Source organism: Kitasatospora sp. NPDC051702 (assembly GCF_040681575.1).
Lineage (GTDB): Bacteria > Actinomycetota > Actinomycetes > Streptomycetales > Streptomycetaceae > Kitasatospora.
Genome location: NZ_JBFAZB010000069.1, coordinates 1 through 25893 on the forward strand (window position 1 = coordinate 1; position 25893 = coordinate 25893).

Annotated in this window: 23 protein-coding genes; 11 read left to right on the plus strand and 12 right to left on the minus strand. The window is 74.8% G+C overall.

What is annotated here, in order from left to right; genetic code table 11:
• Positions 1-271: hypothetical protein (locus tag AB0N04_RS35920; protein ID WP_360221400.1), on the plus strand; the 271-nt coding region annotated here is incomplete at its 5' end.
• Positions 272-437: 166 nt separating this feature from the next.
• On the opposite strand, the gene AB0N04_RS35925 is transcribed toward AB0N04_RS35920, so the two are convergent.
• Complete coding sequence (locus AB0N04_RS35925; RefSeq protein ID WP_360221403.1) at positions 438-1442, minus strand: stage II sporulation protein M; 1005 nt, start codon at positions 1440-1442, stop codon at positions 438-440.
• Positions 1443-1726: 284 nt separating this feature from the next.
• On the opposite strand from AB0N04_RS35925, the gene AB0N04_RS35930 reads away from it, so the two are divergent.
• Complete coding sequence (locus AB0N04_RS35930; protein WP_360221406.1) at positions 1727-2731, plus strand: RDD family protein; 1005 nt, start codon at positions 1727-1729, stop codon at positions 2729-2731.
• Positions 2732-2792: 61 nt separating this feature from the next.
• On the opposite strand, the gene AB0N04_RS35935 is transcribed toward AB0N04_RS35930, so the two are convergent.
• Entirely contained in the window at positions 2793-3428 is a 636-nt protein-coding gene (locus AB0N04_RS35935) for a hypothetical protein (RefSeq protein WP_360221409.1), read from the minus strand.
• A 110-nt stretch (positions 3429-3538) separates the two neighbouring features.
• Here AB0N04_RS35935 and AB0N04_RS35940 point away from each other — a divergent pair, with 110 nt between their 5' ends.
• On the plus strand, positions 3539-4051 hold the full coding sequence (locus tag AB0N04_RS35940; RefSeq protein WP_360221412.1) for a SigE family RNA polymerase sigma factor: 513 nt from the start codon (positions 3539-3541) through the stop codon (positions 4049-4051).
• Positions 4048-5136, plus strand: a complete 1089-nt coding sequence (locus AB0N04_RS35945) for a hypothetical protein (protein WP_360221415.1) — start codon at positions 4048-4050, stop codon at positions 5134-5136. The genes AB0N04_RS35940 and AB0N04_RS35945 overlap by 4 nt, the downstream gene beginning before the upstream one ends.
• 143 nt (positions 5137-5279) lie before the next feature.
• On the opposite strand, the gene ahcY is transcribed toward AB0N04_RS35945, so the two are convergent.
• The 6 genes from ahcY to AB0N04_RS35975 form a co-directional block, all read right to left on the minus strand.
• A complete protein-coding gene (gene ahcY, locus AB0N04_RS35950) occupies positions 5280-6728 on the minus strand; it encodes an adenosylhomocysteinase (RefSeq protein WP_360221418.1) in 1449 nt (482 codons plus the stop codon).
• Between the two features lie 339 nt (positions 6729-7067).
• The gene (locus tag AB0N04_RS35955) at positions 7068-8045 is read right to left on the minus strand and encodes a cation diffusion facilitator family transporter (RefSeq protein ID WP_360221421.1); all 978 of its coding nucleotides are present in this window, start codon (positions 8043-8045) and stop codon (positions 7068-7070) included.
• 98 nt (positions 8046-8143) lie between these two features.
• The gene (locus tag AB0N04_RS35960; RefSeq protein ID WP_360221424.1) at positions 8144-9394 is read right to left on the minus strand and encodes an SIS domain-containing protein; all 1251 of its coding nucleotides are present in this window, start codon (positions 9392-9394) and stop codon (positions 8144-8146) included.
• 81 nt (positions 9395-9475) lie between these two features.
• The gene (locus AB0N04_RS35965; RefSeq protein WP_218205801.1) at positions 9476-9658 is read right to left on the minus strand and encodes a Trm112 family protein; all 183 of its coding nucleotides are present in this window, start codon (positions 9656-9658) and stop codon (positions 9476-9478) included.
• Between the two features lie 134 nt (positions 9659-9792).
• Entirely contained in the window at positions 9793-11178 is a 1386-nt protein-coding gene (locus AB0N04_RS35970; RefSeq protein WP_360221428.1) for a phosphomannomutase/phosphoglucomutase, read from the minus strand.
• A 166-nt stretch (positions 11179-11344) separates the two neighbouring features.
• Entirely contained in the window at positions 11345-11710 is a 366-nt protein-coding gene (locus AB0N04_RS35975) for a DUF3499 domain-containing protein (RefSeq protein WP_360221431.1), read from the minus strand.
• A 240-nt stretch (positions 11711-11950) separates the two neighbouring features.
• Here AB0N04_RS35975 and AB0N04_RS35980 point away from each other — a divergent pair, with 240 nt between their 5' ends.
• A complete protein-coding gene (locus AB0N04_RS35980) occupies positions 11951-12403 on the plus strand; it encodes a metallopeptidase family protein (protein ID WP_360221434.1) in 453 nt (150 codons plus the stop codon).
• A gap of 65 nt (positions 12404-12468) precedes the next feature.
• On the opposite strand, the gene AB0N04_RS35985 is transcribed toward AB0N04_RS35980, so the two are convergent.
• The 3 genes from AB0N04_RS35985 to AB0N04_RS35995 form a co-directional block, all read right to left on the minus strand.
• The gene (locus AB0N04_RS35985; protein ID WP_360221436.1) at positions 12469-14184 is read right to left on the minus strand and encodes a DUF5719 family protein; all 1716 of its coding nucleotides are present in this window, start codon (positions 14182-14184) and stop codon (positions 12469-12471) included.
• Between the two features lie 6 nt (positions 14185-14190).
• On the minus strand, positions 14191-18057 hold the full coding sequence (locus AB0N04_RS35990; protein WP_360221439.1) for a glycosyltransferase: 3867 nt from the start codon (positions 18055-18057) through the stop codon (positions 14191-14193).
• A 228-nt stretch (positions 18058-18285) separates the two neighbouring features.
• Positions 18286-18558: a WhiB family transcriptional regulator gene (locus tag AB0N04_RS35995; RefSeq protein WP_063349134.1), complete on the minus strand. Its 273-nt coding sequence runs from the start codon at positions 18556-18558 to the stop codon at positions 18286-18288.
• 623 nt (positions 18559-19181) lie between these two features.
• On the opposite strand from AB0N04_RS35995, the gene AB0N04_RS36000 reads away from it, so the two are divergent.
• From AB0N04_RS36000 to AB0N04_RS36010, 3 genes are all read left to right on the plus strand, one after another.
• Complete coding sequence (locus AB0N04_RS36000) at positions 19182-19856, plus strand: cysteine dioxygenase family protein (RefSeq protein WP_360221442.1); 675 nt, start codon at positions 19182-19184, stop codon at positions 19854-19856.
• Positions 19857-19940: 84 nt separating this feature from the next.
• Positions 19941-20900, plus strand: coding sequence for a 2-phospho-L-lactate transferase (cofD, locus tag AB0N04_RS36005; protein ID WP_360221445.1), 960 nt, complete (start codon positions 19941-19943; stop codon positions 20898-20900).
• The gene (locus AB0N04_RS36010) at positions 20897-22189 is read left to right on the plus strand and encodes a coenzyme F420-0:L-glutamate ligase (RefSeq protein ID WP_360221448.1); all 1293 of its coding nucleotides are present in this window, start codon (positions 20897-20899) and stop codon (positions 22187-22189) included. Before cofD ends, AB0N04_RS36010 begins: the two co-directional genes overlap by 4 nt.
• Before the next feature lie 31 nt (positions 22190-22220).
• Here the strand turns inward: AB0N04_RS36010 and AB0N04_RS36015 are convergent, their stop codons facing one another.
• Positions 22221-23138: a DNA-3-methyladenine glycosylase 2 family protein gene (locus AB0N04_RS36015; RefSeq protein ID WP_360221451.1), complete on the minus strand. Its 918-nt coding sequence runs from the start codon at positions 23136-23138 to the stop codon at positions 22221-22223.
• Positions 23139-23191: 53 nt separating this feature from the next.
• Between AB0N04_RS36015 and AB0N04_RS36020 the strand changes: the two genes are divergently transcribed.
• The 3 genes from AB0N04_RS36020 (at position 23192) to AB0N04_RS36030 (ending at position 25874) form a co-directional block, all read left to right on the plus strand.
• Complete coding sequence (locus tag AB0N04_RS36020; RefSeq protein ID WP_360221454.1) at positions 23192-23683, plus strand: SgcJ/EcaC family oxidoreductase; 492 nt, start codon at positions 23192-23194, stop codon at positions 23681-23683.
• Between the two features lie 100 nt (positions 23684-23783).
• On the plus strand, positions 23784-24575 hold the full coding sequence (locus AB0N04_RS36025; RefSeq protein ID WP_360221457.1) for a TIGR03089 family protein: 792 nt from the start codon (positions 23784-23786) through the stop codon (positions 24573-24575).
• 36 nt (positions 24576-24611) lie between these two features.
• Complete coding sequence (locus AB0N04_RS36030) at positions 24612-25874, plus strand: LCP family protein (protein ID WP_363365650.1); 1263 nt, start codon at positions 24612-24614, stop codon at positions 25872-25874.
• The last annotated feature ends 19 nt before the right edge of the window (positions 25875-25893 follow it).

The following is a 25893-nucleotide window of genomic DNA, read 5'->3' on the forward strand; positions in this document are numbered from 1 at the left end:
GGATGTCAACATATCTGGCGTTGACTTTTGGCACGCTGTTGAGTTCTCAAGGAACGGACACTTCCTTCGGTCTGCCTTCCAGCAGGCCCTCCGGGTGCTTCGTTCTTTCGTGTTCCCAGCTTATCAGATCCTCGCGGCCGTTTCTTACCGGCTTCGTTTTTCTGAATTCCCGCTGGTGGGATTTCCTGCAAACTTCGCTCCGAAGCTTATCAAAGCTTTCGGCTTGCTCAGTCCGTGGGATTTGCTTCGTCGGAGGGCGCGCATTTCGTGAAACGCGCTCGCCTCGATTCGGCGGTGTCGTAGACACTAACGCCCGGGCCCGACCGTTGTCCAGTCAGTCCCAACCGTTCAAACCTACTAGCCCACCCCGACCACGTCAATGGTTCGGCTGGGATGCGAGAAGAGTAGCAGGTCAGAGGCCTGTGGATCACATCGCCTCACGCCGCGACGGGCTGCAGGTCCGCGCTGTCGGCCGCGTCCAGGTCTCCGACCTCGCCGGACCGGGCGGCCCTTCGACCGAGCACCAGTGCATAGAGGAGGAATGCCACCTCGGCCAGCACGCCGATGGAGATGCGCGCCCAGGTCGGCAGGCCGGAGGGCGTCACGAAGGCTTCGAGGACGCCGGAGACGGCGAGCACCGTCGCGAGTCCGATCGACATGCCGATGATGACGCGGCCCTGTTCGGCCAGGGCCGTTCCGCGGGTCCGCGGGCCGGGGTCGATGACCGTCCAGCCCAGGCGCAGGCCGAGACCGCCGGCCACGAAGACCGCGGTGAGTTCCAGCAGGCCGTGCGGAACGAGCAGCCCGAGGAAGACGTCGAGGCGGCCGGCGGAGGCCATCAGGCCGATGCCGATGCCGAGGTTGACCACGTTGGTCCACATCACCCAGAGCACCGGGAGCCCGAGGGCGATCCCGAACAGCAGGCACTGCACGGCGATCCAGGCGTTGTTCGTCCAGACCTGGGCGGCGAAGGAGCTCGCCGGGCGGTCCGAGTAGTACGCCTCGTACTGGCCGCCGGGGCGGGTCATCTCCCGCAGCTGGTCGGGGGCGATGAGGCTGTTGCGCACCTCGGGGTGGGTGGCCATCCACCAGGCGAGCAGCGCCGTGGCGAGCAGCGAGACGACGGCCACCGGCAGCCACCAGCGGCGCGCGCGGTACAGCGCGGCCGGGAAGCTGACCGCGTAGTAGCGGGCGACGTCGTGCCAGCCGCTGCTGCGCGACCCGGTGACCGCGCTGCGGGCCCGCGAGACCAGTCCGGTCAGCCGGCTCAGCAGCGCGGGGTCCGGCGCGGCGGCCTGGACCTTCGCGAGGTGCCCGGTGGCGCGCTGGTAGAGGGTGACCAGTTCGTCGGTCTCCTCGCCGGTGAGCCGGCGCCGTCGGGCGAGGGCGTCCAGCCGGGCCCACTCCCGCTGGTGGGTGGCGACGAAGACGTCCAGGTCCATTCGGCGGCTCCTTGGTCGGCGGTGGCCACGAGGGGCGCGGTCGCGGGCGGGCGGGTACGTACGGACACGTGCGGCCCAGCATGCCAGCAGCCACGGGGGTCCCGGCCCCCGGGATCTCACTTCCCGTGCGCCCGCCGCGCGCCGTATGTTGGCGGCTGCGGACCAGGCTGCGGAGAGCGGGTCGTGGGGGCCGGTCCGCTGTCGTCCCTCCCCCGGCCACGCCGCTCGCGGCGATCTCCACGAGGGAGCCGCACGGGCTCCACGAGTGTGAACGGACAGGTGTCTTGAGCGACCTGGTGACGGGTGAGGCGGTCGTCCTCGACCTGCAGACGGCGAAGCTTCCGAGCCGGGCGCTGGCGATCGTGCTCGACCTGGTCGTGGAGTTCGCCGCTCTGCTGCTGGTCTCGCTCGTGCTGAGCATCACCCTGATCGGTCTGGACGGCGCGGCGCTGGCCGCCCTCCTGCTCGGGCTGCTGGTGTTCTTCCTGGTGGCCGTGCCCGTGATGGTCGAGACCCTCAGCCACGGCCGTTCGCTCGGCAAGGCGGCGCTCGGCCTGCGGGTGGTGCGCAGCGACGGCGGCCCGGTGCGGTTCCGGCACTCGTTGGTGCGGGGACTGGTCGGTTTCATGGAGCTGGTCGCCCTGACGGGGGTTCCGGCGGTGATCGCCTCGATGGTGAACGCGGACGGCCGACGGCTGGGCGACGTCTTCGCCGGGACGGTCGTGGTCCGCGAGCGCACCCCCGGCGGCGCCGCGGCGTCCCCGCTGCCGCCGGTGCACCCGCACCTGCTGCAGTCGATGGGGCGCGAGCTGGTCGCGATGGACCTCTCCGCGGTGCCGGAGCCGCTATGGCTGGCCGTCCGCCAACTGCTCGGCCGCATAGGCCAGTTGGACCGGTCCGTGGCACTGCGGATGGCCACCGGACTGGCCGACGACGTCGCCGACCGGACCGGTCTCCCGGTGGCCCCGGGCCTGCACCCCGCCGCCTACCTGGGCGCCGTGCTCACCGAACGCCAGCGGCGGGAGTGGTCGCGGGCCCAGGAGCAGTGGCGCACTGCCGCCGCCGCGGCGCCCGCTCCCCCGCACGCGCCGGCGCAGGCCCACCAGCCGACCGCCCCGGACGGCCGACCGCTCCGCGTCCTCGGCGTTCCGACGGCACCCGTGCCCGCACCCGCGCCGACTCCGGCGCAGACTCCGACTCCGGCGCCGGCTCCCGCCGCCCCCTCGTTCGAGAAGCCCGCCGCACCGGCCGAACCCACCGCCGGCACCGGATTCGCCCCACCCGCCTGACACCGCCCGAAGCCACCGGAGCGCGGGCGACCCGCACCCTCCCGCACGGGCCGGCCGCCCCCTACTCCCCGAACTCCAGCGGCCAGGCGTTCGGCGGCGACGCCAGCTCCTCCAGTTCGATCCCGCCCGCCGCCAGCACCACGTCCCCGGCGAGGTGCACGACCTGCTGTTCCCCGGTCTCCAGGTCCGCCACCTGGTACCGCTCGACCAGCAGCGGCCCCGAGTCCGTCGCGTGCGTGTCGACGCCCTCCAGCAGCCACCCCTGGTCGAAGGTGCGCGGCGCCAGCACCGGGTCGGTGAAGGCGACCAGCCGCACCCGCGCGCTCGCCCCCTCCCGCAGCCTCAGCAGCCGGGCGGTGGCGACGAGGAAGGCCGGCGAGCTGCCGGTGAACCCGTGGGCCCGGTCGTGCCCCTCCACGGCGTGCTCGCCGCCCGGGTCGGCCGCGTCGGTGCGGACCCAGGCGACGCCGTCGACCGCGCCGCCGCGCACCTGCCAGCCGCCGGCCCTGACCTCCATCCGCAACGGCCTGGCCCGCGAGTCCAGGGTGAGGTCGAGGCCCCCGAGGACCCGGCCGTCCGGTGCGTAGGTCTTGGAGACGTAGCGCCACCCGGCCGCGCCGGGGGCGCAGCTGAAGCGCTCCTCGCCGAGCAGCACGTGGTCGTGGGTGTCGTGGAGCGAGTAACGGCCGTTGGGCATGCCCGAAAGCCTACGTGCGCAGGTCGCGTGCAACGTTCTCCGGTGACCCGCGCATTAGAGGTGTGGGCGGCACCGGGCCGGTGCCGCCGACCTGACGAGAGGGGGTGCAGATGGCGAAGCAGACGCGCGACGAGGAGTTCACGGAGTACGTGGCCTCCAGGAGCGGCTGGCTGCGGAAGGTCGCCTATCTGCTGTGCGGGGACTGGCACCGGGCCGACGACCTGGTCCAGGAGACGATCACCAAGCTGTACGTGAACTGGGCGCGGGCCGCCCGGATGGAGAACCGGGACGGCTACGCCCGCCGGGTGCTGGTGAACACGTTCCTGGCCGAGCAGCGCTCCCCCTGGTGGCGCCGCACCGTCCGCTCGGAGCCCGACCCGGACACGGCGGCCGGCGGCGTCGACCTGGACGCCTCGCTGGACCTGCGCCAGGCGCTGGCCGCCCTCCCGCCCCGGCAACGGGCCACGGTGGTGCTCCGCTACTACTGCGACCTGTCGATCGAGCAGGCCGCCGAGGCCCTGGGCTGTTCGTCCGGGAACGTCAAGAGCCAGAGCTCCCGCGCGCTGGGCACCCTGCGCGGCACCCTCTCACCCCGTCCCGCCATCGCCGAGAGGACGCCATGACCACCGAGGAGCACGACCTGACCGCTCGGCTGGCGGCACTCGCCGACGGGCCCGCACCGCCGGCGCGCTTCGACGCCGGCCGGTCCGTCGCCGAGGGCGCCGCCCGGCTGCGCCGCCGCCGGCTCGTCGCGGTCGGCGCCGTCGCCGTCGTGACCGCCGCGGTGATCACGACCACCGCGCTGGTGGCCCCGGGGGGCGGCTCCGCCAGCACACCGGCACCGGCCGCCCCCACGGCGACCGGTTCGCCCTCCCCGTCCGCGTCGCCCTCGCCGTCCGCCGCACCGACCCCGGTCGGCGTCGACCCGCTGACCACCGAGGTGCACTTCGGCTGGCTGCCCGACTGGGCCGGTGGCGAGCGGGGCATCGGCTACGAGACCGGCTACCACGGGATCTCCGCCCAGGCCCGTGGCATCGGCGAGGACGCCCCGCGCATCCTGCTCTCGCAGTACGGGCCCGGCGAGGAGCCACCGATGAGGAACTCCGTCGGCGACGCGCTCGCCAGGGTCGACGCCGAGCCGATCGACGGGCGCACGGCCTACTGGGTCGTCCCCGGTCGGCCCCGGCCCGGTGTCTCCCCGCAGCCCACGCTGCGCTGGCTGACGGCCTCCGGGCGCTGGGCGGAGATCACGGGCTACGGCGGCAAGGCCGGGGACGTCACCGAGGAGATCCTCCACCGGGCCGCCCGGGACGTACGGTTCGGCCACTGGAACGTCCCGCTGCCGGTGCGGTTCACCGGTCTGCCGGAGGCGTTCAAGGCCACCGACGTCCTGCTCTCGCAGCCGGACACCGACGGTGTGGGCGCCTGGGCCCTGTGGGTGATGTTCCAGGTCGACGGCAGGAACGTCTCGGTCTCCCTGCGCCCGGACGGGCCCCACGCGAGCTACACCAGCACGGACGGCTCCCCGTTCACCGACCCGAACCCGCCGCTGGTCGCCGTGCGGAACGGCGTGGAGGTCTCCGTCAGCGCCGGGGCAGGCATGCCCGCCTCCCTGGAACAGCTCGGCGGCCTCGACTGGATGCTCGCCCACACCACGCCGCTCGGCCCCGACCGGAGCAGCTGGACCTCCGACGTCATCGTCCCCTGAGCCGCGGACGGCCCGCGGACGGCCGCGGACGCCGCAGGAACGCGCGAACGCCGGTGGCCGACACCCCGCCCGGGGTGCCGGCCACCGGCGTTCCTGCCCGCCGCCGCGGCGGCGTCACCGCATCAGCAAGCGGCGTCACCGCATCAGTAGCGGTACTGCTCCGCCTTGTACGGGCCCTCGACCGGGACGCCGATGTAGTCGGCCTGCTCCTGGGTCAGGGTGGTCAGCTTCACGCCCAGCGCGTCGAGGTGCAGGCGGGCGACCTTCTCGTCCAGGTGCTTCGGCAGCACGTAGACGCCGATCGGGTACTGCGCGGTCTTCGTGAACAGCTCGATCTGGGCGATCGTCTGGTTGGCGAAGGAGTTGGACATCACGAACGACGGGTGGCCGGTCGCGTTGCCCAGGTTCAGCAGGCGGCCCTCGGAGAGCACGATGATGGTGCGGCCGTCGGCCTTGCGCCACTCGTGGACCTGCGGCTTGACCTCGGTCTTGACGACACCCGGCAGCTGGGCCAGGCCGGCCATGTCGATCTCGTTGTCGAAGTGGCCGATGTTGCCGACGATGGCCTGGTGCTTCATCCGCGCCATGTGGGAGGCCAGGATGATGTCCTTGTTGCCCGTGGTCGTGATGAAGATGTCGGCCGTCTCGACGACGTCCTCCAGGGTGGCGACCTGGTAGCCGTCCATCGCCGCCTGGAGCGCGCAGATCGGGTCGATCTCGGTGACGATGACGCGGGCGCCCTGGCCGCGCAGCGACTCGGCGCAGCCCTTGCCGACGTCGCCGTAGCCGCAGACGACCGCGACCTTGCCGCCGATCAGGACGTCGGTGGCGCGGTTGATGCCGTCGATGAGCGAGTGGCGGCAGCCGTACTTGTTGTCGAACTTCGACTTGGTGACCGAGTCGTTGACGTTGATCGCAGGGAACAGCAACTTGCCGTCGCGGTGCATCTCGTACAGGCGGTGGACGCCGGTGGTGGTCTCCTCGGTCACGCCCTTGATGGTGGCGGCGACCTCGGTCCACTTGTTCGGGGTGTCCTTGAGGGTGCGGTTGAGCAGCTCCAGGATGATCCGGAACTCGTCGTTGTCCGCGGTGGACGGGTCCGGCGCGGCGCCGGCCTTCTCGAACTCGACGCCCTTGTGGATCAGCAGGGTGGCGTCGCCGCCGTCGTCCAGGATCATGTTCGGGGTCTGGCCGTCAGGCCAGGTCAGCGCCTGCTCGGTGCACCACCAGTACTCCTCCAGGGTCTCGCCCTTCCAGGCGAAGACCGGCACGCCCTGCGGGTTCTCCGGGGTGCCCTCGGGGCCGACGGCGATGGCGGCGGCCGCGTGGTCCTGGGTGGAGAAGATGTTGCAGGAGCACCAGCGGACCTCGGCGCCCAGCGCCGTCAGGGTCTCGATCAGGACGGCGGTCTGCACGGTCATGTGCAGCGAGCCGGTGATGCGGGCGCCGGCCAGCGGCTGGGACTGCGCGTACTCGGCGCGGATGGACATCAGGCCGGGCATCTCGTGCTCGGCCAGCTGGATCTCCTTGCGGCCGAACGGCGCCAGGGAAAGGTCGGCGACCTTGAAGTCACCGGTGATGTCGGTCGACATGCGTCTGCTCCTCGCTGATGGGGTGGGGCATGGCCAAGGTCCTGGTGTGCCGTCGCGGCGCGGCGGGGCCGTACGGGTGCACGGCTACGCCGGGTGGCCGGGTCACGTGGTGGTGGACCGGTTCCCTGCTGCGCAGCACAAACCGTCGGAGGACCTCTCTCCCTCGACCGGGGCACACCCTACGGGTGCGGACCGCCGATCGACCGCCATCAGCAGCGACGTTCTGGCTCTGGTGACGAATCTACACCGGTGGCCCCGTCGGCCGTCCTGCGATGACCGTTTTCGGCCCCGGATGCGATCGGTCCTCAAGCGCGACCCCAACCCCGGAGGCCGGGCGCGTCAGTGCGCGGGCGCGGGCCCCGGCCCGCCCGGGGTCGCCGCCGGGTCCTCGCCCGCGGCGGCCTTCTCGGCGCTGTAGACGTCGGGCTCCAGGTAGATCACCCGGGCGATCGGGACGGCCGCCCGGACCCGCACCTCGGCCTCGTCGATCGCGGCCGCCACCCGGGCGGCGCTGTCCTCCGCGTTGACGGCGATCTTGGCGGCGACCAGCAGCTCCTCCGGGCCGAGGTGCAGGGTCCGCATGTGGATCACCCCGGTGACGGCCTCGCCGTCCACCAGCGCCTCGCGGATCCGCTGCACCGACTCCCGGTCGGCGGACTCGCCGAGCAGCAGCGACTTGGTCTCCAGCGCGAGCACCACGGCGATCACCACCAGCAGGACGCCGATGCACAGGGTGCCGACGCCGTCCCAGACGCCGTCCCCGGTGACGACGGTGAGCGACACGCCGATCAGGGCCAGCACCAGGCCGATCAGCGCACCGGTGTCCTCCAGCAGCACCACGGGCAGCTCGGGGGCCTTGGCGGTGCGGATGAACTGCACCCAGCCCTGGCCGCCCTTGGCCTTCACCGACTCGCGCATCGCGGTCAGGAAGGACCAGCCCTCCATGACGATGGCGAAGAGCAGCACGCCGACCGCCCAGCCCCAGGAGTCCAGCGCCTCGGGGTGGCTGACCTTGTGCCAGCCCTCGTAGATGGCGAAGAGGCCACCGACGGTGAAGAGGACGATCGCCACCAGGAAGCCGTAGATGTAGCGCTCGCGGCCGTACCCGAACGGGTGGGCCTCGTCGGCCTCCCGGCGCGCCCGCTTGCCGCCGATCAGCAGCAGCACCTGGTTGCCCGAGTCGGCCACCGAGTGCACGCCCTCGGCCAGCATCGACGAGGAGCCGGTGAAGCCGAAGGCCGCGAACTTGGCCGCCGCGATCGCCAGGTTCGCGGACAGTGCCGCGACCAGTGCCTTGGTGCCGCCTTCGGTACTCATGCTCGGGGTCCTCCGCGGGTGAAGCCGGCCGTGCCGCGCTGTCGGGGTGTCGTCGAGCGCTTACCGTACCGGCCGGCCGGGGCGGCGGGCCCCGCGTCTCAGGACTGGGCGGCGGCCAGCCCCAGGTAGACGGCCGCGAAGTCGGTCAGCGCGATCAGGTCGGCGAGCGCGTGCAGGGCGTCCGGCCGGGTGCTCGCGTACTCGGTCAGCCGGACGTCGTGGGCACCGGCCAGCCGGTGCGCCCGGCTGACGCCGAAGCTGCGCGGTCCCGGGTCGTCCTCCGGCACCTCGACCGGGCCGTCCGCCGCGTCGTCCGCGCCGCCGACCGCGCCGGGGGCGTGCCGCAGCAGCAGGACCTGCAGGTGCAGCGGGTCCGGCTCGTCGACCCGGTCGCGGAAGAAGTCGTCCGGGTCCGCGCCGGCACCCAACTGGCCGGTGAACATGCCGCGGTGGGCGGTGAGTGTCTGCGGCAGCAGGCCGGCCAGCGCCGGGCGGCCGGCCCGGTCGGCCAGCTGGGCGGCGAACCGGGCGGCGGCGGCCCCCGCGATCGGGCCGTCGGCCCACAGCAGCGGGACGGTCCCGGCCAGCCGTGCGGCCAGGCCCTTCGCCGGGTTGGTGTACGCGGCGGCGTCGGGACGGCAGCGGACGGCCGTCGCGTCCAGCAGGTCGGCGACGGCCGGCAGCGCGTCGTACGGCAGCTGGGTGATGCCGACCTTCTGGGCGAGCGCCAGCAGCGGGGTGAGGTGGGACCAGAGCGCGGCCGGGTCCTCGGCGGGGAGGTCCGGCTCGGCGGCGGCCCCGGCCGGGGCCTCGTCCTCGGCGGACCCGCCGGTCACGTACGGCAGCGGCAGCGCCCGCACCTGCAGGGCGGCCTCGGCCAGCGGGCTGCCCGCCGGGGCGGTGACCACGACGGCGCAGCCGCGCGCGTAGGCCTGCTCGGCGAGGCTGACCAGGCCGGGCTCGCCGCCGTCCGCGGAGCTGACCACCAGCAGGTCGAGCGGGCCGGCCCAGCCTGGCAGCTGCCAGCCGAGCCCGGTGGTGAAGGCGGGCGGGCCGCCGGCCCGGTCGCCGCGCGGGGCGGCCGCCTCGGTCGGCGGCAGCGGGGTGATCAGGCTGGCGTGGCCGGCCAGCGCGGCCAGGATCTCGGCCGCGGTCAGGGCGCTGCCGTGGCCGGCGACCAGGACGGCGCGCGGGCGGCCGTCCGGGCGCAGCCGGTCCAGTCCGGCCGCGTCGGCCAGCCGCAGCGCGGTGCGCACCCGCGCGCCGGAGCCGGCCAGGGCCAGCAGGGCGCGGTCGCGGTCGGCGCGCTGGAGGGCGGCCGGGTCGTCGAGCAGGGTGTCGTCGAGCATGCGGCGGGCCTCCGGCTGCTGTCCTGTGCCGCGCTGGGCGGGGAGCTCTGGGGCTGGCGGGGTGGGGCTTCGCCCCCAGGATCACGCCGGGCGGCGGGCCTCGTCCACCAGCAGGACCGGAATGCCGTCGCGGACGGGGTAGGCGAGCCCGCAGTCCGTCCCGGTGCAGACCAGCTCGGGCTGCTCCTCGGTGCCGCCCTCGGTGAGCGCGGCCCGGCACTGCGGGCAGACCAGGATCTCCAGCAGGAAGGATTCGAGCTTCATGGGGCTCTCCAAGGGTCAGAAGCCGGTAAGTCGGGGGGTGGCGCGGCGGTGCCCCGGCCGATAGGCAACCCTACCGGCCGGGGCACCGGGCACGGGCCCCGGCGGTACCGGGGCGCGGGGCTCGGGCGCGGGGCTCAGCCGCGGACGACGGCGAGCACGCCGTCGCGCAGCTCGGCCATCCGGGCCGGGTCCTTGGCCTCGACGTTGAGGCGCAGCAGCGGCTCGGTGTTGGAGGCGCGCAGGTTGAACCACCAGTCCGGGCCGGCCACCGTGAGGCCGTCCAGCTCGTCGACGGTGGTGCCCTCCAGGCCGGCGTAGGCGGCGCGGACGGCGGCGGTGCTGGCGGCCTGGTCGGCGACGGTGCTGTTGATCTCGCCGGAGGCGGCGTACCGGTCGTACTCGGCGGTGAGCGCGGACAGCGTGCCGTCCTGTCCGCCGAGCGCGGCCAGCACGTGCAGGGCGGCCAGCATGCCGGTGTCGGCGCGCCAGAAGTCGCGGAAGTAGTAGTGCGCGGAGTGCTCGCCGCCGAAGACGGCGTCGGTGACGGCCATCTCCTGCTTGATGAAGGAGTGGCCGACCCGGGTGCGCACCGGGGTGGCGCCGAGTTCGCGGACCACCTCGGGGACGGTCCAGGAGGTGATCAGGTTGTGGATGATCGTCGGCTCGGCCTCGCCGGCGGCCTGGGCGCGGGCGATCTCGCGGGCGGCGACCAGCGCGGTGATGGCGGACGGGGAGACCGGCTCGCCGCGCTCGTCGACGACGAAGCAGCGGTCGGCGTCGCCGTCGAAGGCCAGGCCGATGTCGGCACCGACCTCGCGGACCCGGGCCTGGAGGTCGACGATGTTCTTCGGGTCGAGCGGGTTGGCCTCGTGGTTGGGGAAGGTGCCGTCCAGCTCGAAGTACATCGGGACGAGGTCGATCGGCAAGCCGGCGAAGACGGTCGGCACGGTGTGGCCGCCCATGCCGTTGCCCGCGTCGACGGCGACCTTGAGCGGGCGGATCGCGGTGAGGTCGACCAGGCCGAGCAGGTGGTCGGCGTAGCCGCGCAGGGTGTCCTGCTCGGAGAGCGCGCCGGGCTTGACGTCCACGACGGGCACGGTGACGGTGTCGTCCTCGGCGGTCCAGGACTCGACCAGCTCACGGATCTCGGAGAGGCCGGTGTCCTGGCCCACCGGGGCGGCGCCGGCGCGGCACAGCTTGATGCCGTTGTACTGGGCCGGGTTGTGGCTGGCGGTGAACATCGCGCCGGGCAGGTCGAGCTTGCCGCTGGCGTAGTAGAGCTGGTCGGTCGAGCAGAGGCCGATCTGGACCACGTCGGCGCCGTAGGCGGCCGCGCCCTCGGCGAAGGCCCGGCTGAGCGACGGGGAGGAGGGCCGCATGTCGTGGCCGACCACGATCGCGGACGCGCCGGTGACCTGCACGAACGCGGCGCCGAAGGCGCGGGACAGGTGCTCGTCCCACTGGTCCGGGACGACGCCTCGGACGTCGTACGCCTTCACGAGCTGCTTGAGGTCGCGCACTGCGGCTCCACCCTGGTCTCTGTACTGGTCGGTGTCCGTGTGATCGGCGGCTGGCCGCACACGGTCACGATACGTCGGGGTCACCGCCCGCTCGGTCGACGGGACGCGGTGACGGTAGACCGGCAGCGTACCCGGGCCGGTGGAGCGCCCGGCGCGGGGCGAGGCGTCAGTTGTCCGGGGAGCGCAGCACCCGGAGGTGGCCGCGGCGGCCGGCCTCGGTGGAATCGCCCTCGGGCGAGCGGCCCTGACGGGGGGTCTGCGGGCGGGCGGCCTCGCGGACGGCGTTGGCCAGCGCCTCCAGGTCGTCGCTGCTGCGGCGCAGCGGCCCGGCCTCGGCGGCGAGCCGGACGACCTCCCAGCCGCGCGGGGCGGTGAGCCGCTCGGCGTGCTCGGCGCACAGGTCGTAGCAGTGCGGTTCGGCGTAGGTGGCGAGCGGGCCCAGGACGGCGGTGGAATCCGCGTAGACGTACGTCAGCGTCGCGACGGCCGGCCGGCCGCACGCGGTCCGCGAACAACGACGTACAGAGCTCACGAGGGTGGACGGTACCGCACTCCCCGCCGGGGAGCGAAGACCGCCTGCCCGGTGGGTGTGCCGTGTCGCGGTCCGGGCACCCCCTGACAGCCCCTCGCCGCGCGCGGCGGGCACGGTGCGCGGCACGCCCCTCCCGCGCTCCGATCGCCCCGCCCGCTCGGGTGTGCGCCCGCCACCCCGGGCGTTTCCCCGTCGGAGTAGTCCACTTCCGACCGTCCAAGGACTACCCTCGGCAGTGATATGGACAGCTCTGCACCGCAGTCATCGACGGGACCCTCGCGCCGTCCCCGGCACCGCGACCGGCACGGCAGGGGGCTGCGCGGCCCGCTGGCGCCGCCGCAGGTGCCGATCTCGCTCACCCGCTCCGAACTGTTCGACGACTACGTGCGCGAGTCGGTGGAGCGTCTCGAACGGCGTTGGCCGCAGCTGATCGAGGTGGAGTTCGCCGTCCAGGAGGTGCCGCTGCACGAGCCCGACGCGGCCGAGACCGAGGACGGCGTGCCGCTGGGGCGGGTGTCGCCGGGCAAGCAGGGGCGCAAGAGCCAGATCGTGGTCTACCGGCGGCCGGTGGAGATCCGGGCCAAGACGCGGGAGGACCGCGCGGCGCTGGTGCACGAGATCCTGATCGAGCAGGTGGCCGAGCTGCTGGGGCTGTCGCCGGACGCCATCGACCCGCGCTACGACGAGGACTGAGCCCCGCGCGGCCGTGCGGACGGGGGCGGTGCCCGGAGGACCCGGGCACCGCCCCCGTCGGCGGATCAGCGCAGCACGACGCCCGGATCCTGGGCGGCCTGCGGGACCTTGACGGTGCTGCGGTCGTCGCGCAGCGCCTGGACGGTGAACATCGGCACGTCCTTGGCGGGCAGCGAGAGCATCCGGGCGGCCGTCACCGGGCCGCCGGAGACGGTCTCCACGGTGAGCGCGAAGGTGCCGTTCAGCCCGGCGGGCTCGGGCGCCGGGAGGGCGACCGTGCCGCCGGCCGGCAGCTGCACCTCCTTGGTCGCCGGGGTGCCGCCGCCGGAGCCGGCCGAGGCGGTGACCCGGACGGTGGCGGCGTCGCCGGTGGAGGTCAGGAACAGCGTCGAGGCGCCCGCCCGGTTGTCGGCGACGGTGGCGCGGGCACCGACCGGGGCGCTGCCGGTGAGCCAGGCCGCGTCGCTCTTGCCGTTGCCCCCGGCCCGGTCGACCCGCAGGCCGGCCACGACCGGGGTGGGGTGCTTGTCGTCGGTCGGCGACAGCCGCAGCCCGGCGACCTCGTCGCGGGTGACCTTCCCCAGGTCGACGGCGGCCACCATGCCCGCCTTGACGTGGATGGTCTCGTTGCCGGCCGGGGTGAACCAGCCGTTCTTGCCGGAGAGCTGGATCTTCAGGTCGGCGTCGTCCTCCGGCGGCGCCCAGACCACCAGGCGGGCCGCGGACGCGTCGGCGGGCAGGCCGGGCATGACCTGGGTGGCGGCCGGGTCGGCCGAGGCCGGGATCCAGTCGGCGCCCTTGTTCCCGTCGGCGGCGTGCAGCGCCGCGCCGAGCCGCCCGCTGCGCACGACCACGTGCACCGCGAGGTCGCCGACGGCGCCCTTGGTGAGGGTGGACAGCAGCACCGACTGCGAGCTGCCGGGGGCGACGGTGATGCCGTTGGCGGCGTCGTTGTCGATCAGGCCCTTGTCGCCGTACAGCTTGATGTCGACCACGGCGGCGGCGGCCTCGGTGTTCACCAGGCTGACGTAGTCGACCCGGTCGCCGGCCGTGCTGGCGCCGGCGAACCAGAAGCCCGTCCCGGCCGGGGTGCAGGTGAGGCCGGACAGGCCGAGGCCGCGCTGCTCGGTGACCACGGTGGTCTGGGTGACGGTGAACCCGGGGGCGAGGGCGCCGTTGGCGACGGCCCCGGTGCCCGGGGCGGCGTCGCCGTTGGCGGCCGGGCCGGTGGCCGGGGTGCCCGGCTTGGCCAGGGTCAGCCGGGCGTCGGAGGGTGCGCCGCCCTTGTCCGCGGGGGCGCCCGAACCGGTGGGGGCCGGGGTGGCCGAGCCGGTCGGCGCCGGCGTGGCCGCGGGTGCGGTGGTCGGCGCGGTGGCGGGCGCGGCGGCGTCGGAGAGCCAGCCGGCACCGGTGGTGGCGCCGCCCGTGCCCGGCGGCGTGTAGGCGGTCAGGGTGGTCGAGCCGGTCAGGCCCTGGAGCGGCTGCGGGCAGACCGCCGACGTCCGTTCGACCTGCGCGGTGCTCGGGACGACACCGCCGTCGGCCTTCGCCGGGGCGGCCGGCGGGCGGGCCTCGGCGATCCCGAGGACCGCCGCCAGCACGACGGCCGCGGCCAGCAGGGACGGCGTGGTCCTGGTGCCGCCGGAGCGGGCGGCGGGCCGGCCGGCCGACGCCTCCTCCGGCGCCTCCTCCGGGGCGTACCCGGGCCGCTCGGCCTCGGTGGGCCCGGCCGCGTCGGGGGCCTCGGACCCGGACTTCTTCCTGAATGCGGGCTTCTTCATCGCGGGTCAGCTCCCCGATCCGTGCTGGTGCGGGTACCGGCCCGTGCCGTTGGGGTCGTTCGGGTCGTAGTAGGGCTCGGCCGGCGGCTGCCCCGGCACCCACGGCTGCTGGTGCTCCGTCTGCGGGTAGGCCTCGTAGCCGTACTGCTGGTCCTGCTGGTACGGCTGCTCGTAGCCCTGCTGCGGGTACGCCTGCTGCGGGTAGCCCGCCCCGGCCTCCCCCTGGGGGTACTCCCACTCGCCCTGGCCGCCGTACGGCGCGGACACCGGCTGCTGGGCCGCGTACTGGTCGTAGCTGTACGGGTCGGCCTGCTGGTACGTCTGGTACGGGTCGGCGTACGGCTCGGCGTCCTGGACGGCGGCGGCCGCCTGGACCGCCCCGGTCACCGGGTCGCCGGCCGGCTGCGCCGGGACGCCGCCCGGCCGGCCCTCGTAGACCCCGGCCTCGTCGGAGCCGTCCCCGCCGCCCTCGCCGCCCTCGCGCTCGGCCATCCGGCGGGCCCGGCGGCTGCCGGGGGCGGGCGCCTGCGCCTGGGCCGCGGCGGCCAGCGCGGCGGCGGCCACCACCTCCTCGGGCAGGTCGTCGTCCTTGTGGCTGCGGCGACCGGGCAGGGCGAGCACCAGGACGGTGAGGCCGAGCAGCACCTGGGCCCAGATCCAGCCGGTGTGCAGGAAGCCGTTCGCCCGGGTGACGGCCAGCTTGCCGCCGCCGGCCGGGAGCTTGAAGCCCTGCGCCCAGCCGTCCACCGTGACGGCCTCCAGCGCGGTGCCGTCCAGGGTGGCCCGCCACTCGGGGGCGGCGGACTCGGCGAGCCGCAGCACCCGGCCGTCGGGGCCGGCCGGCACGGTCGTCGCGAGGTCGCGGACCCCGGCGGGGACGACCACCGGGGCGGCGCCCGGAGCGGTGATCACCGCGCGGACCCCGGGGGCGCCGTTGATCTGCCAGAGCGCGGAGTCGCCGTCCTGGTTGGCCTTGACCAGGCCGGGGGTGGTGTCCAGGACGTCCTTGTAGGTGCCGATCACCGGCTGCTCGACCAGCACGTAGGCGATGCCGTAGGCGGCCAGTGCGCTGGCCTGGTCGGCGCCGGAGCCGGCCAGCAGGCTGCCGACCATCTTGTTCAGGCCGGCCTGGGTGCCGGTCGCCGGGTCGACGGTGGACTCGGCCTGGCCGAGCGTCAGGCCGGCGCCGCGGACCACGGTGTAGCGGACGGCGCCGCCGGCCGGGTCCCCGGTGACCACGAGGGTGCGGGCCCGGTCGGAGGTACCGGCCTCCTCGGCGATGAACGCGGGCACCTGACCGGCCGCGGCGCGCTGCAGCGGCCCGCCGGCGCCGGTGAGCGCCCACCACAGACCGGTGCCCAGCGGGGCCAGCACGGCGGTGGCCACCACCAGCGCGGCCACCGGCTGGCGCCAGCCGAAGGCGATCCCGGCCACGCGCGCGTTGGCGCCGTCGGCACCGATCGCGGCGGCGGCCAGCAGGGCGATCCCGGCGATCAGCGAGGCCGGGCCGGCCCAGGCGGGCACGGCCGGGCCGCCGGAGGCCGGGGTCACCGAGGTGCCGGCCACCGCGACCGCGAAGAGCAGTCCGGCACCGGCCGCACCCCAGGCGGCCAGCACCGCGCGGCGGCGGTCGGCGCGCAGCAGCGCGGCGAGCGCGGCGAGCACCACACCGGCCGACAGCCACACCGGCGGCACGCCGGCACCGCCCGGGTTGACCAGCAGCAGGCCGACCGCGCTCGCACCGGCGCCGTGCAGGCCCGGCAGACCGGCCTCCAGCAACAGCGACTGCGGGTGCGACAGCACCGTGAGCGACCAGGGCGCGAGCACCCCGACCGGCACCGCGAGGATCACCAGGACGCGCAGGCCGAGCAGGCGCAGCGCGGCACCGCCGGAGCCGAAGGCCCCGCCGCGCAGCACGGCGACGACCAGCGTCGCCAGGCAGAGCGGCACCGCGAGCGCCCAGGTCAGCGGGACGAAGGCGGTGGCGAGGGAGAGCAGCAGGACGGTCATCCAGACCGGCCGCCAGCCCGGGCGGGCGCCCTTGGCGGCGCTCTCGTCGCGGATGCCGAGGCCGGCCGCGATCGCCGCGGCGCGGGCCAGCGGCGGCAGCAGGACGGCGAGCACGGCGGTGCCGATCCGGCCCTGGGCGAGTGCGCCGGTGGCGGCCGGCAGCAGCGCGTAGGTGGCGCTGGCCCAGGCGCGGACCAGCTTGGAGTCCAGCAGCGGCCGGGACACCAGGTAGGCGCTGACGGCGGCCAGCGGAACGGTGAGCACGATCAGCGCGGTGAGCGCGAGGTCGGCGTGGCCGAACAGCGTCCAGGACAGCACCGCGAGCACGCCGAGGTACGGCGGTGCGGCCGCGGTGGATCCGGTGCCGACGGGGTGCCAGGCGTCCGCGTACATCGACCAGAGGCCGCTCGCACCGTCCGTGGCGGGGAGCAGGGCGCCGCCGAACAGCTCGCCGCTGCCGAACAGGCTGCGGCAGGCGACCAGGGCGAACACCAGCAGGGCCGCGAACAGGACCGGCGCCGGGCGCCGGGCCAGCTTCTTGACCAGCGTGAACTGCTCGACGACCAGGTCCTCGGCGTCCTCGTCGCCGGGCCCGGCCTCGACCGAGCCGTGCCGGCCCCCGGTGTCGTCGCCGCCCCCTATGCCGAGCGACCCGATGACGCCCTCGATGGCGAGCCGGGTGGTGGCGCCGGGCGGCGGGAACAGCGTGCGGTCGTCGAGGGCGTCGGCGGCCCGGGTCCGGGCGCGCCGCTTGCGGGCGGCCAGCAGCCTCGGGAGGCGGACGAGCTCGTGGCCGAGGCCGGCGAGCTCGTCGAAGGCCTGCCGGGGGTCCTTGCCGAGCAGGTTGGTGACGGCCCGCAGCAGGGTGCCGAGCACCATCCGCAGCAGGACGTAGGGGAAGAGCGCGCCCTTGCAGTTGGCGAGCAGGGTGTAGACGGCGCCGGCCTTGTCCACCCGGTGCGGGTGGGAGGGGCCGCAGTCGATGGCGCGGCGTTCGCGGCTGGCCGCCTCGGCGTGCCGCAGCACGGCGTCGGGGGCGACCACCACGCGGTGGCCGGCGGCGTTGACCCGCCAGCAGAAGTCGGCGTCGTCGCGCATCAGCGGCAGCGCCTTGTCGAAGCCGCCGAGCTCCTCGAAGACGTCGCGGCGCACCAGCATGCCGGCGCTGGAGACGGCGAGCACCGGACGGACCTGGTCGTGCTGGCCCTGGTCCTGCTCGCGGCGGTCGAGCCCGGTCCAGCGGCGGCCGGAGTGGGCGATGGTGACGCCGACCTCGAGCAGCTGCCGGCGGTCGTACCAGCTGCGCAGCTTGGGGCCGACGACGGCGGCGCTGGGGGTGGAGTCGGCGACCTGCAGGAGCCGGCGCAGCGCGTCGGTCTGCGGCTCGCAGTCGTCGTGCAGCAGCCAGAGCCATTCGATCGGCTGGGTCTCGCGCGGGCCGCCGCGGCCGAGGTCGTCCTCCTGGGCGAGCGGGTCGCCGAAGTCGTCCCAGCCGCCGGTGACCGGGTCGTAGCCGGACGGGTCGAGCCGGTACGGGAGGTCCTCGGGGCGCAGCGGCGGGCTGTTGAAGACGGCCTCGGCGACGGCGGTGCCGAAGCCCGCCCGGCGGCCGAGGATCACCGGGCCGCTCTCCGGCAGCCAGTCGGCGAGGGTGTCGGCGAGCAGCTGCGGGGAGTTGTCGGTGGATCCGGTGTCGACCGCGAGGACCCGCTGGACCTGGCGGTCCTGGCCGAGCAGGCCGGCGAGGGCCTGCGGCAGCCAGCGGGCGCCGTCGTGCGAGACGATCACCGCGGTGACCAGGTGGCGCGGGTAGGCGGGCGGCCTGGCAGCGGTGAAGCCGCTCTGGTGGCTGTAGACGGTCATCGAGTGCGCGGGCCCCAGTTCTCGGTGGACACAGCCGGTGAACGGCAACCGGATGGCGCACCACACTAACGGCTCCGGATGGCGGGTTCGTCCGCGGTGCCGGTGCGGAAGCGGTGAAGGGCCGGGCGGGCCCGGGCCCGGGAACACGAAAGCGCCCCACCACCGCGGTGAGGCGCCCGTACTGCTGTGCGGTTGTCGGAGGCTTGACGGGGCCCTGGGGCGACCCGGTCAGACCGCGCTCTTCTTGAGCCGCCGCCGCTCGCGCTCGGAGAGGCCGCCCCAGATGCCGAAGCGCTCGTCATTGGCGAGCGCGTACTCCAGGCATTCCGAGCGGACCTCGCAGGCGAGGCAGACCTTCTTGGCCTCGCGGGTGGAGCCGCCCTTCTCGGGGAAGAAGGACTCGGGGTCGGTCTGGGCGCACAACGCGCGCTCCTGCCAGCCGAGTTCCTCCTCTTCCTCCGCGATGCCGTCACCGATCAACAGCTCAAAGAGCTCGCTCATGTGGCGCGCCTCCTCTGCCCCTACTTGGCGTCCCCGTGGTTGCCGTTGCCTCGTGCGGCCGACGACACGAGTGAAATTACAGTTGCGTCACTCTGGCCCAGTCAAGCCGAGCTCTGGTATTGGGGCCAGGATTCACTCCCCGGCACCAAGCCGTTACGAATAGTGTACATATCCGGACACATCGGACGTTCTGCCCGAAAGCCCCGGACGTCATCGAACCATTCGCAACCATCGGCCGAGTGACGCTCGGTCACCATCACAGGCCGGTCATCGCCCTGCCTTCCCGGCGATCTTCCCATCGAAACATAGACAGTGATTAATCACCCCATCCGGGAAAGATCAGGACCTAACCCACCTGAACGCCCCATACTCCGGTTTGACACCGGCGCCGCCGATGCGGTCTCCTTTCCTCCATGTCAGAGTTCACCAGCCCCCGGAGCGGTTCCACGCTCCGTCGTGCCGTGAACTCCTGTTGTCGCCTCTGCTCCTGCTGTATCTAGGCGCCCGCGTCCCACCGCGCGCCGCCCCCAGGAAGCACAGAGGCCGCCCGCGATTCCCGCCCCAGGACATCCCGGATCCGGCTGATCCCTGACGAACCAGCCGCCACTCCGAGGACGACTCCCGTGCGCATGACCCGCATCCGCAAGCGGAACCGCGACCGCAACAAACTCGCCCGCCGAGGCCTCGTCGCGCCCGCCGCCACCCGCCCCACCGAGCACCCGGCCGACCGCCGCACCTCCGGCTGGGACGACGGCCTCAGCGACGTCTCCATCGCCGGCGACCCGCTCGCCTTCCCGCACCTGGCCCGCACCGACCTGCCGGAGCACCCCACCACCGTCGCCGAGTACGCCCGGCTGGTCCGCGAGATCGCCGCCGACCGCGACCGCTGGGAACCCCTCGTCCGCTACGACGCCCTCACCCGCTGGTACGCCCGGCTGGAGACCGGCCCCGGCTACGAGGTCTGGCTGCTCAGCTGGCTGCCCGGCCAGAGCAGCGGCTTCCACGACCACGGCGAGTCCTCCGGCGTGATGACCGTCGTCCGGGGCGAGCTGATCGAGCGCTCCCTCACCCTCCCCCAGCAGTCCGCCGGGGGTGCCCACGGCGGCGCGGTCGCCCGCACCCTGCGCCCCGGCGGGCAGCGGGTCTTCTCCCCCGGCTACCTGCACGAGGTCGTCAACGGCGCGCTCGAACCCGCCGTCTCCATCCACCTCTACTCCCCGGGCCTCACCGAGATGACCCAGTACGGCGCCGCCGCCGTCCCCGAGCAGCACCCGCACACCCAGGCCGAGGCCCACTGACCGACCGCCCGACCTCCCGTCGGCCCGCCGCCGCACCGCCCGCGGCCCGGCTGACGGGACGTCGGGCCGTGGCAGGATGGGCGCATGCGCATCGTGGCACTGGCAGGCGGAATCGGCGGGGCGCGCTTCCTGCGCGGACTCCTCGCGGCCGTCGGCCCGCAGGACGAGATCACCGTCATCGGCAACACCGGGGACGACATCCACCTCTACGGGCTCAAGGTCTGCCCCGACCTCGACACCGTGATGTACACCCTCGGCGGCGGCATCAACGAGGAACAGGGCTGGGGCCGCACCGACGAGACCTGGTCGATCAAGGCCGAGATGAAGGAGTACGGCGTCGGCCCCGAGTGGTTCGGGCTCGGCGACCGCGACTTCGCCACCCACCTCGTGCGCAGCCAGATGCTCACCGCCGGGTACAGCCTCAGCCAGGTCACCGAGGCCCTCTGCGTGCGCTGGAAGCCCGGGGTGCGACTGCTGCCGATGAGCGACGACCGGGTCGAGACCCACGTGCGGATCACCGACGAGCGGGGCACCCGGGCGGTCCATTTCCAGGAGTACTGGGTCAAGCTGCACGCCGCCGTGGACGCCGAGGCGATCATCCCGGTCGGCGCGGACACCGCCAAGCCGGCGCCCGGCGTCCTGGAGGCCCTCGCCGCCGCCGACGTCATCCTCTTCCCGCCGTCCAACCCGGTCGTCTCCATCGGCACCATCCTCGCCGTCCCCGGCATCCGGGAGGCCGTCGCCGCCGCCCCGGCGCCCGTGGTCGGGCTCTCCCCGATCATCGGCGGCGCCCCGGTGCGCGGCATGGCCGACAAGGTGCTCGCCGCCGTCGGCGTCGAGGCCACCGCCGAGGCCGTCGCCCTGAACTACGGATCCGGGCTGATCGACGGCTGGCTCGTCGACACCGCCGACGAGGGCGCGGTGGCCGCCGTCGAGGCCGCCGGGATCGCCTGCCGCGCCGTCCCGCTGCTGATGACCGACGTCGAGGCCACCGCCGCGATGGCGCGGGCCGCGCTGGACCTCGCGGAGCAGGTGCGGAAGTGACGGTGCGGATCCTCCCGGTCGAGGGGCTCCCGGAGGTCGCCGCCGGGGACGACCTCGCCGCGCTGCTCGCCAAGGCCGCCGACTACGAGGACGGCGACATCCTGCTGGTCACCTCGAAGATCGTCAGCAAGGCCGAGGGCCGGCTGCTGCACGCCGCCGACCGGGAGGCGGCGATCGACGCCGAGACCGTCCGGGTGGTCGCCCGGCGCGGCCCGGCCCGGATCGTCGAGAACCGCAACGGCTTCGTCATGGCCGCCGCCGGCGTCGACGCCTCCAACACCGCCCCCGGCACCGTCCTGCTGCTGCCCGAGGACCCCGACGCCTCCGCCCGCGCGCTGCGCGCCGGGCTCCGGCGGCTCACCGGCCGCCGGCTCGCCGTCCTCGTCACCGACACCTTCGGCCGGCCCTGGCGCAACGGGCTCACCGACGTCGCCGTCGGCGCCGCCGGGATGTCCGTCCTGGCGGACCACCGCGGCCGCACCGACAGCCACGGCAACGAACTGACCCTCACCGTCACCGCGACCGCCGACGAACTCGCCGCCGCCGGCGACCTGGTGAAGGGCAAGGCCGACGGGGTACCGGTCGCCGTCGTCCGCGGACTCGGCCACCTCGTCACCGTCGAGGACGGCGAGGGCACCCGGCCGCTGGTGCGGCCCGCCGCCGACGACATGTTCCGGCTCGGCACCTCCGAGGCGCTGCGCCGGGCCGTCACCCTGCGGCGCACCGTCCGCGCCTTCACCCCCGAGCCGGTCGACCCCGCCGCCGTCCGGCGCGCCGTCGCCGCCGCCGTCACCGCGCCCGCCCCGCACCACACCACGCCGTGGCGGTTCGTGCTGCTGGAGTCCGCCGGCACCCGCACCCGGCTGCTCGACGCGATGCTCGCCGCCTGGCAGCGCGACCTGCGCGACCTCGACGGCTGGGACGACGCCAGGATCGCCCGCCGCACCGCCCGCGGCGACGTGCTGCGCGACGCGCCGTACCTGGTCGTGCCCTGCCTGGTCATGGACGGCTCGCACGAGTACCCCGACCCGCGGCGCGCCACCGCCGAGCGGGAGATGTTCACCGTCGCCCTCGGTGCCGCCGTCCAGAACCTGCTGGTCGCCCTCACCGGCGAGGGCTACGGCACCGCCTGGGTCTCCTCCACCATGTTCTGCCGCGACACCGTGCGCGCCGCCCTCGACCTCCCCGACGGCTGGGACCCGATGGGCGCCGTCGCCGTCGGCCGCCCCGCCGAACCGCCCCGGGACCGCCCCGAGCGCGCCGCCGACGCCTTCATCGAGGTGCGGTAGCCGCTCGGCGGCCGCAGGTCCGCGGTGGTGCTCAGCGACCGCGGTGGTCCTCGGGGGCGAGCCGGGGGCCGTAACGGGGGGCGCGGGCGCCGGCGGCCAGCAGGAGGCGGCAGACCCGGTGGCGGTGCGGGCGGTACGGCTCCAGCAGGGCGAGCATCTGGCCGTCGTCGCTGCGGGGGCGGCCGGCCAGCGCCCAGCCGACCAGGTTCGGCAGGTGGAAGTCGCCGACCGACACCGCGTCCGGGTCGCCGTTGCTGCGCTGCAGGGTCTCCGCCGCCGTCCAGACGCCGACGCCCGGGACGGCGGTGAGGCGGGCGAAGGCCTCGGCGTGCCCCATCGCGGAGGCCTCCTCCAGCCGGGGCGCCAGCCGGACGGCCCGCACGACCGTCGCCGAGCGCTTCGGGTCCACCCCGGCGCGGTGCCACTCCCAGCTCGGCACCAGCGCCCACTCACGGGCCGACGGCGCCACCCGCATCCCCTCCGCCGGGCCCGGGGCCGGACTGCCGAAGCCCCGCAGCAGGGCCCGCCAGGCGCGGTACGCCTCGTCGGTGGTCACCTTCTGCTCCAGGATCGCGGGGACGAGCGACTCCAGCACCAGGCCCGTCCGGGTGAGCCGGACACCGGCGGTGCGGCGCTGGACGTCCCGCAGCGGCCCGGGCGGCAGCACCAGGCCCTCCGGATCGTCCTCCGCGCCGAGCAGGGCCGGCAGCCGCTCGAGCAGCCACGGCGCGCCCGGGCCCCAGGCGGTGGCCTCCACCTCGCCGGCGCCGGGCCGTGCCAGCACCCGCAGCGTGCCGATCCCGGCCGGGGTCCGCGACGCCCGCCAGACGGCGCCGTCGCCGGTGGTCCGGTAGGACGGGTCGGCGGGGCCCCGGCGCAGCGGCAGCAGGGTCCGGGCCGCGTCCAGCGGGAACCCGGGCCGCCAGCGCCGCACCGCCCCGTCCGTCACCGCCCGCGCCTCCTCCGCTGTCCGGCTCCACCGCCTTCGTCGACCATGGGGATATGAACGATACGCGGCTGCCGGAGCTGCCCTCCGGGGACGAGAACGCGGTGCGGGCGCTGTACCGCAGGGCGCTGGAGGGGTGGAACCTGCGGGACGGCTCGGCCGCCGCCGGGCCCTTCGCCGAGGACGGCGAGCTGATCGGGCACGACGGGACGAGGTACCGCGGGCGCTCGGCGATCGCCGCCGAACTCGGCCGGATCTTCGCGGACCACCCGACGCCGGAGTACGTCGCCGAGGTGCGCCGGGTCCGGGCGCTGGCGGCCGGCGTCGCCCAGCTGGACGCCGTCACGGGGCTGGTGCCGGACGACGCGGAGGACCTCGACCCGGCGCTCAACGCGGTCCAGACGGTGATCGCGGTGAACGCCGGGTCGGGCTGGCGGATCGCCCTGATGCAGAACACGCCGGCGCGCTACGACCACCGGCCGGACCTCGCGGCGGCCCTGACGGCGGAACTGCGCGCGCTGATCGGGCGCGGGCCCGGGCCCCGGTAGTCGGCCCGGCGGGCGGAGACGGGCCACCCGCCGCGCGCCCCGCGGCGGGTCCGACACCCCTCCCGGCCTCCCACCCGAAGGCCGTAGGCTGGGGCGCACCATGACTGCGCCTTTCGCTGCCGATGCCCGCACCCCCGTCGAGCTGCTGCACGCATACCTGCGCGGCGGCACGCCCTCGGTCGACCCAGCGGCCCCGCTGGTCACCTTCTACGACGACGCCACCGGTGAACGGGTGGAGCTGTCCGCCCGGACATTCGACAACTGGGTGGCCAAGACCGCCAACCTCCTCCAGGACGAGTTGAACGCCGGCCCGGGCGACCGGGCCGCCCTGCTGTTGCCCGCCCACTGGCAGAGCGCCGTCTGGCTGCTCGCCTGCTGGTCCGTCGGGGTGACGGCGGTGCCGGCCGGCGAGCCGGACACCGCCGACCTGGTGGTCAGCGGCCCGGACGGCCTGACGGCGGCCCAGGCCTGCTCCGGCGAGCGCGTCGCCCTGGCGCTGCGCCCGCTCGGCGGGCGCTTCCCGCAGCGCCCGGACGGCTTCCTCGACTACGCCGCCGAGGTGCCCGGCCAGGGCGACCGCTTCGCGCCGTACTCCCCCGTCGCCCCGGACGGACAGGCCCTGGAGACGGCCGTGGACGGCCTGCCGCTGAAGCTGACCGGCGAACAGACCGTCGCGCTGGCCAGGGAGGGCGCGGCGCGCCTCGCGCTGCAGCCGGGCGACCGGGTGCTGTCCACGCTGTCGTTCGACGACTGGGCGGGCCTGGAGGCCGGCCTGCTGGCACCGCTGGCGGCCGGCGCCTCGGTGGTGCTGTGCCGCAACTCGCAGTCGCTGAGCGACGAGCAGTGGGAGAAGCGCACCGAATCCGAACGGGTGACAGTGCGCCTCGGGTAACCCCCGGCCCCGGCCCGACGGGTAGGGATCCCTGCCATGGCCGAGGACGACACCGCGCACCCCCCGACCGACACCCCTCCCCCGGGCGCCCCCGCGTCCGGACCCGGACGCCCGCGACGGCGCCGGCGGTGGCTGATGATCACCGCCGGCGTCGTCGCGTTCCTGCTGGTCGCCATCGGGGCGCTGCTCTGGATCGCCTACCGCAAGCTGGACGACAACATCCAGACCGACTCCGCCACCGACCGGCTCCTCGCCCGGCTGGAGGCCGAGCGGCCGAGCCGGACGGCGGGTGCCAAGGGCGCCGAGAACATCCTGCTGATCGGCAGCGACGACCGCTCCGGCAGCAACGCCACGTACGGCGGCGAGCAGGGCACCCAGCGCTCGGACACCACGATCCTGCTGCACCTGGCCGCCGACCGGAAGCACGCGACGGCCGTCTCCATCCCGCGGGACGTCATGGTCTCCGTCCCCGCCTGCGAGAAGCCGGACGGCACCCGGAGCAGGGCCGGGCTGATGCAGTTCAACTGGGCGTTCGAGACGGGCGGCCCGGCCTGTTCGATCCGCACCGTCGAGCAGCTGAGCGGCATCCGGATCGACCACTACGTGATCCTCGACTTCCACGGCTTCAAGTCGATGGTGGACGCGATCGGCGGGGTCGAGGTGTGCGTCCCGCAGCCGATCCACGACAAGGACGCCAAGCTCGACCTGCCCGCCGGGCGGCAGACCCTGCACGGCGAGCAGGCACTGGGCTACGTCCGCGCCCGGGAGAGCCTGGGCGACGGCAGCGACACCCAGCGGATGGGCCGTCAGCAGCAGTTCCTGGCCGCGCTGATCCGCAAGGTGCAGTCGCAGGGCGTGCTGCTGAACCCGGCGCGGCTGTGGCCGCTGCTGGACGCGGCGACCTCCTCGGTCAAGGCCGACGGCGGGCTGTCCTCGCTCGGCGCGCTGTACGACCTCACCCAGGACCTGCGCGGCATCCCGTCGGCGGACGTGGTGTTCCTGACCGCTCCGCGCCGCCCGTACCGGTACGACTCGGACCGGGACGAGTTCGTCCAGCCGCAGACCACCCAGCTGTTCACCGCGCTGCGGGACGACCGGCCGGTCGCCGTCCGGCCGCCCGCGTCCGCGGCCTCGTCCGCGGCCTCGCCGGGCGCCGCGGCGGGCGCGACGCCCGGCCCCGGGAGCGCGACCGGCCCGGCCTCCGACGGGGCGGTCGCGCTCCCGGCGTCACCCTCGGCGGTGGCCTCTCCCACCTTCGAGGGGCGCACGGCCGACACGGACGCCTGCGCGCCGCACTGAGGCGGCGCCGCCGGGCTTT

Coding starts and splice junctions, on each gene's coding strand:
- AB0N04_RS35925 (WP_360221403.1), bottom strand. CDS start 1,442: ATGGACCTGGACGTCTTCGTCGCCACCCACCAGCGGGAGTGGGCCCGG.
- AB0N04_RS35935 (WP_360221409.1), bottom strand. CDS start 3,428: ATGCCCAACGGCCGTTACTCGCTCCACGACACCCACGACCACGTGCTG.
- AB0N04_RS35940 (WP_360221412.1), top strand. CDS start 3,539: ATGGCGAAGCAGACGCGCGACGAGGAGTTCACGGAGTACGTGGCCTCC.
- AB0N04_RS35945 (WP_360221415.1), top strand. CDS start 4,048: ATGACCACCGAGGAGCACGACCTGACCGCTCGGCTGGCGGCACTCGCC.
- ahcY (WP_360221418.1), bottom strand. CDS start 6,728: ATGTCGACCGACATCACCGGTGACTTCAAGGTCGCCGACCTTTCCCTG.
- AB0N04_RS35955 (WP_360221421.1), bottom strand. CDS start 8,045: ATGAGTACCGAAGGCGGCACCAAGGCACTGGTCGCGGCACTGTCCGCG.
- AB0N04_RS35960 (WP_360221424.1), bottom strand. CDS start 9,394: ATGCTCGACGACACCCTGCTCGACGACCCGGCCGCCCTCCAGCGCGCC.
- AB0N04_RS35965 (WP_218205801.1), bottom strand. CDS start 9,658: ATGAAGCTCGAATCCTTCCTGCTGGAGATCCTGGTCTGCCCGCAGTGC.
- AB0N04_RS35980 (WP_360221434.1), top strand. CDS start 11,951: ATGGACAGCTCTGCACCGCAGTCATCGACGGGACCCTCGCGCCGTCCC.
- AB0N04_RS35985 (WP_360221436.1), bottom strand. CDS start 14,184: ATGAAGAAGCCCGCATTCAGGAAGAAGTCCGGGTCCGAGGCCCCCGAC.
- AB0N04_RS35990 (WP_360221439.1), bottom strand. CDS start 18,057: ATGACCGTCTACAGCCACCAGAGCGGCTTCACCGCTGCCAGGCCGCCC.
- AB0N04_RS35995 (WP_063349134.1), bottom strand. CDS start 18,558: ATGAGCGAGCTCTTTGAGCTGTTGATCGGTGACGGCATCGCGGAGGAA.
- cofD (WP_360221445.1), top strand. CDS start 19,941: ATGCGCATCGTGGCACTGGCAGGCGGAATCGGCGGGGCGCGCTTCCTG.
- AB0N04_RS36020 (WP_360221454.1), top strand. CDS start 23,192: ATGAACGATACGCGGCTGCCGGAGCTGCCCTCCGGGGACGAGAACGCG.
- AB0N04_RS36025 (WP_360221457.1), top strand. CDS start 23,784: ATGACTGCGCCTTTCGCTGCCGATGCCCGCACCCCCGTCGAGCTGCTG.
- AB0N04_RS36030 (WP_363365650.1), top strand. CDS start 24,612: ATGGCCGAGGACGACACCGCGCACCCCCCGACCGACACCCCTCCCCCG.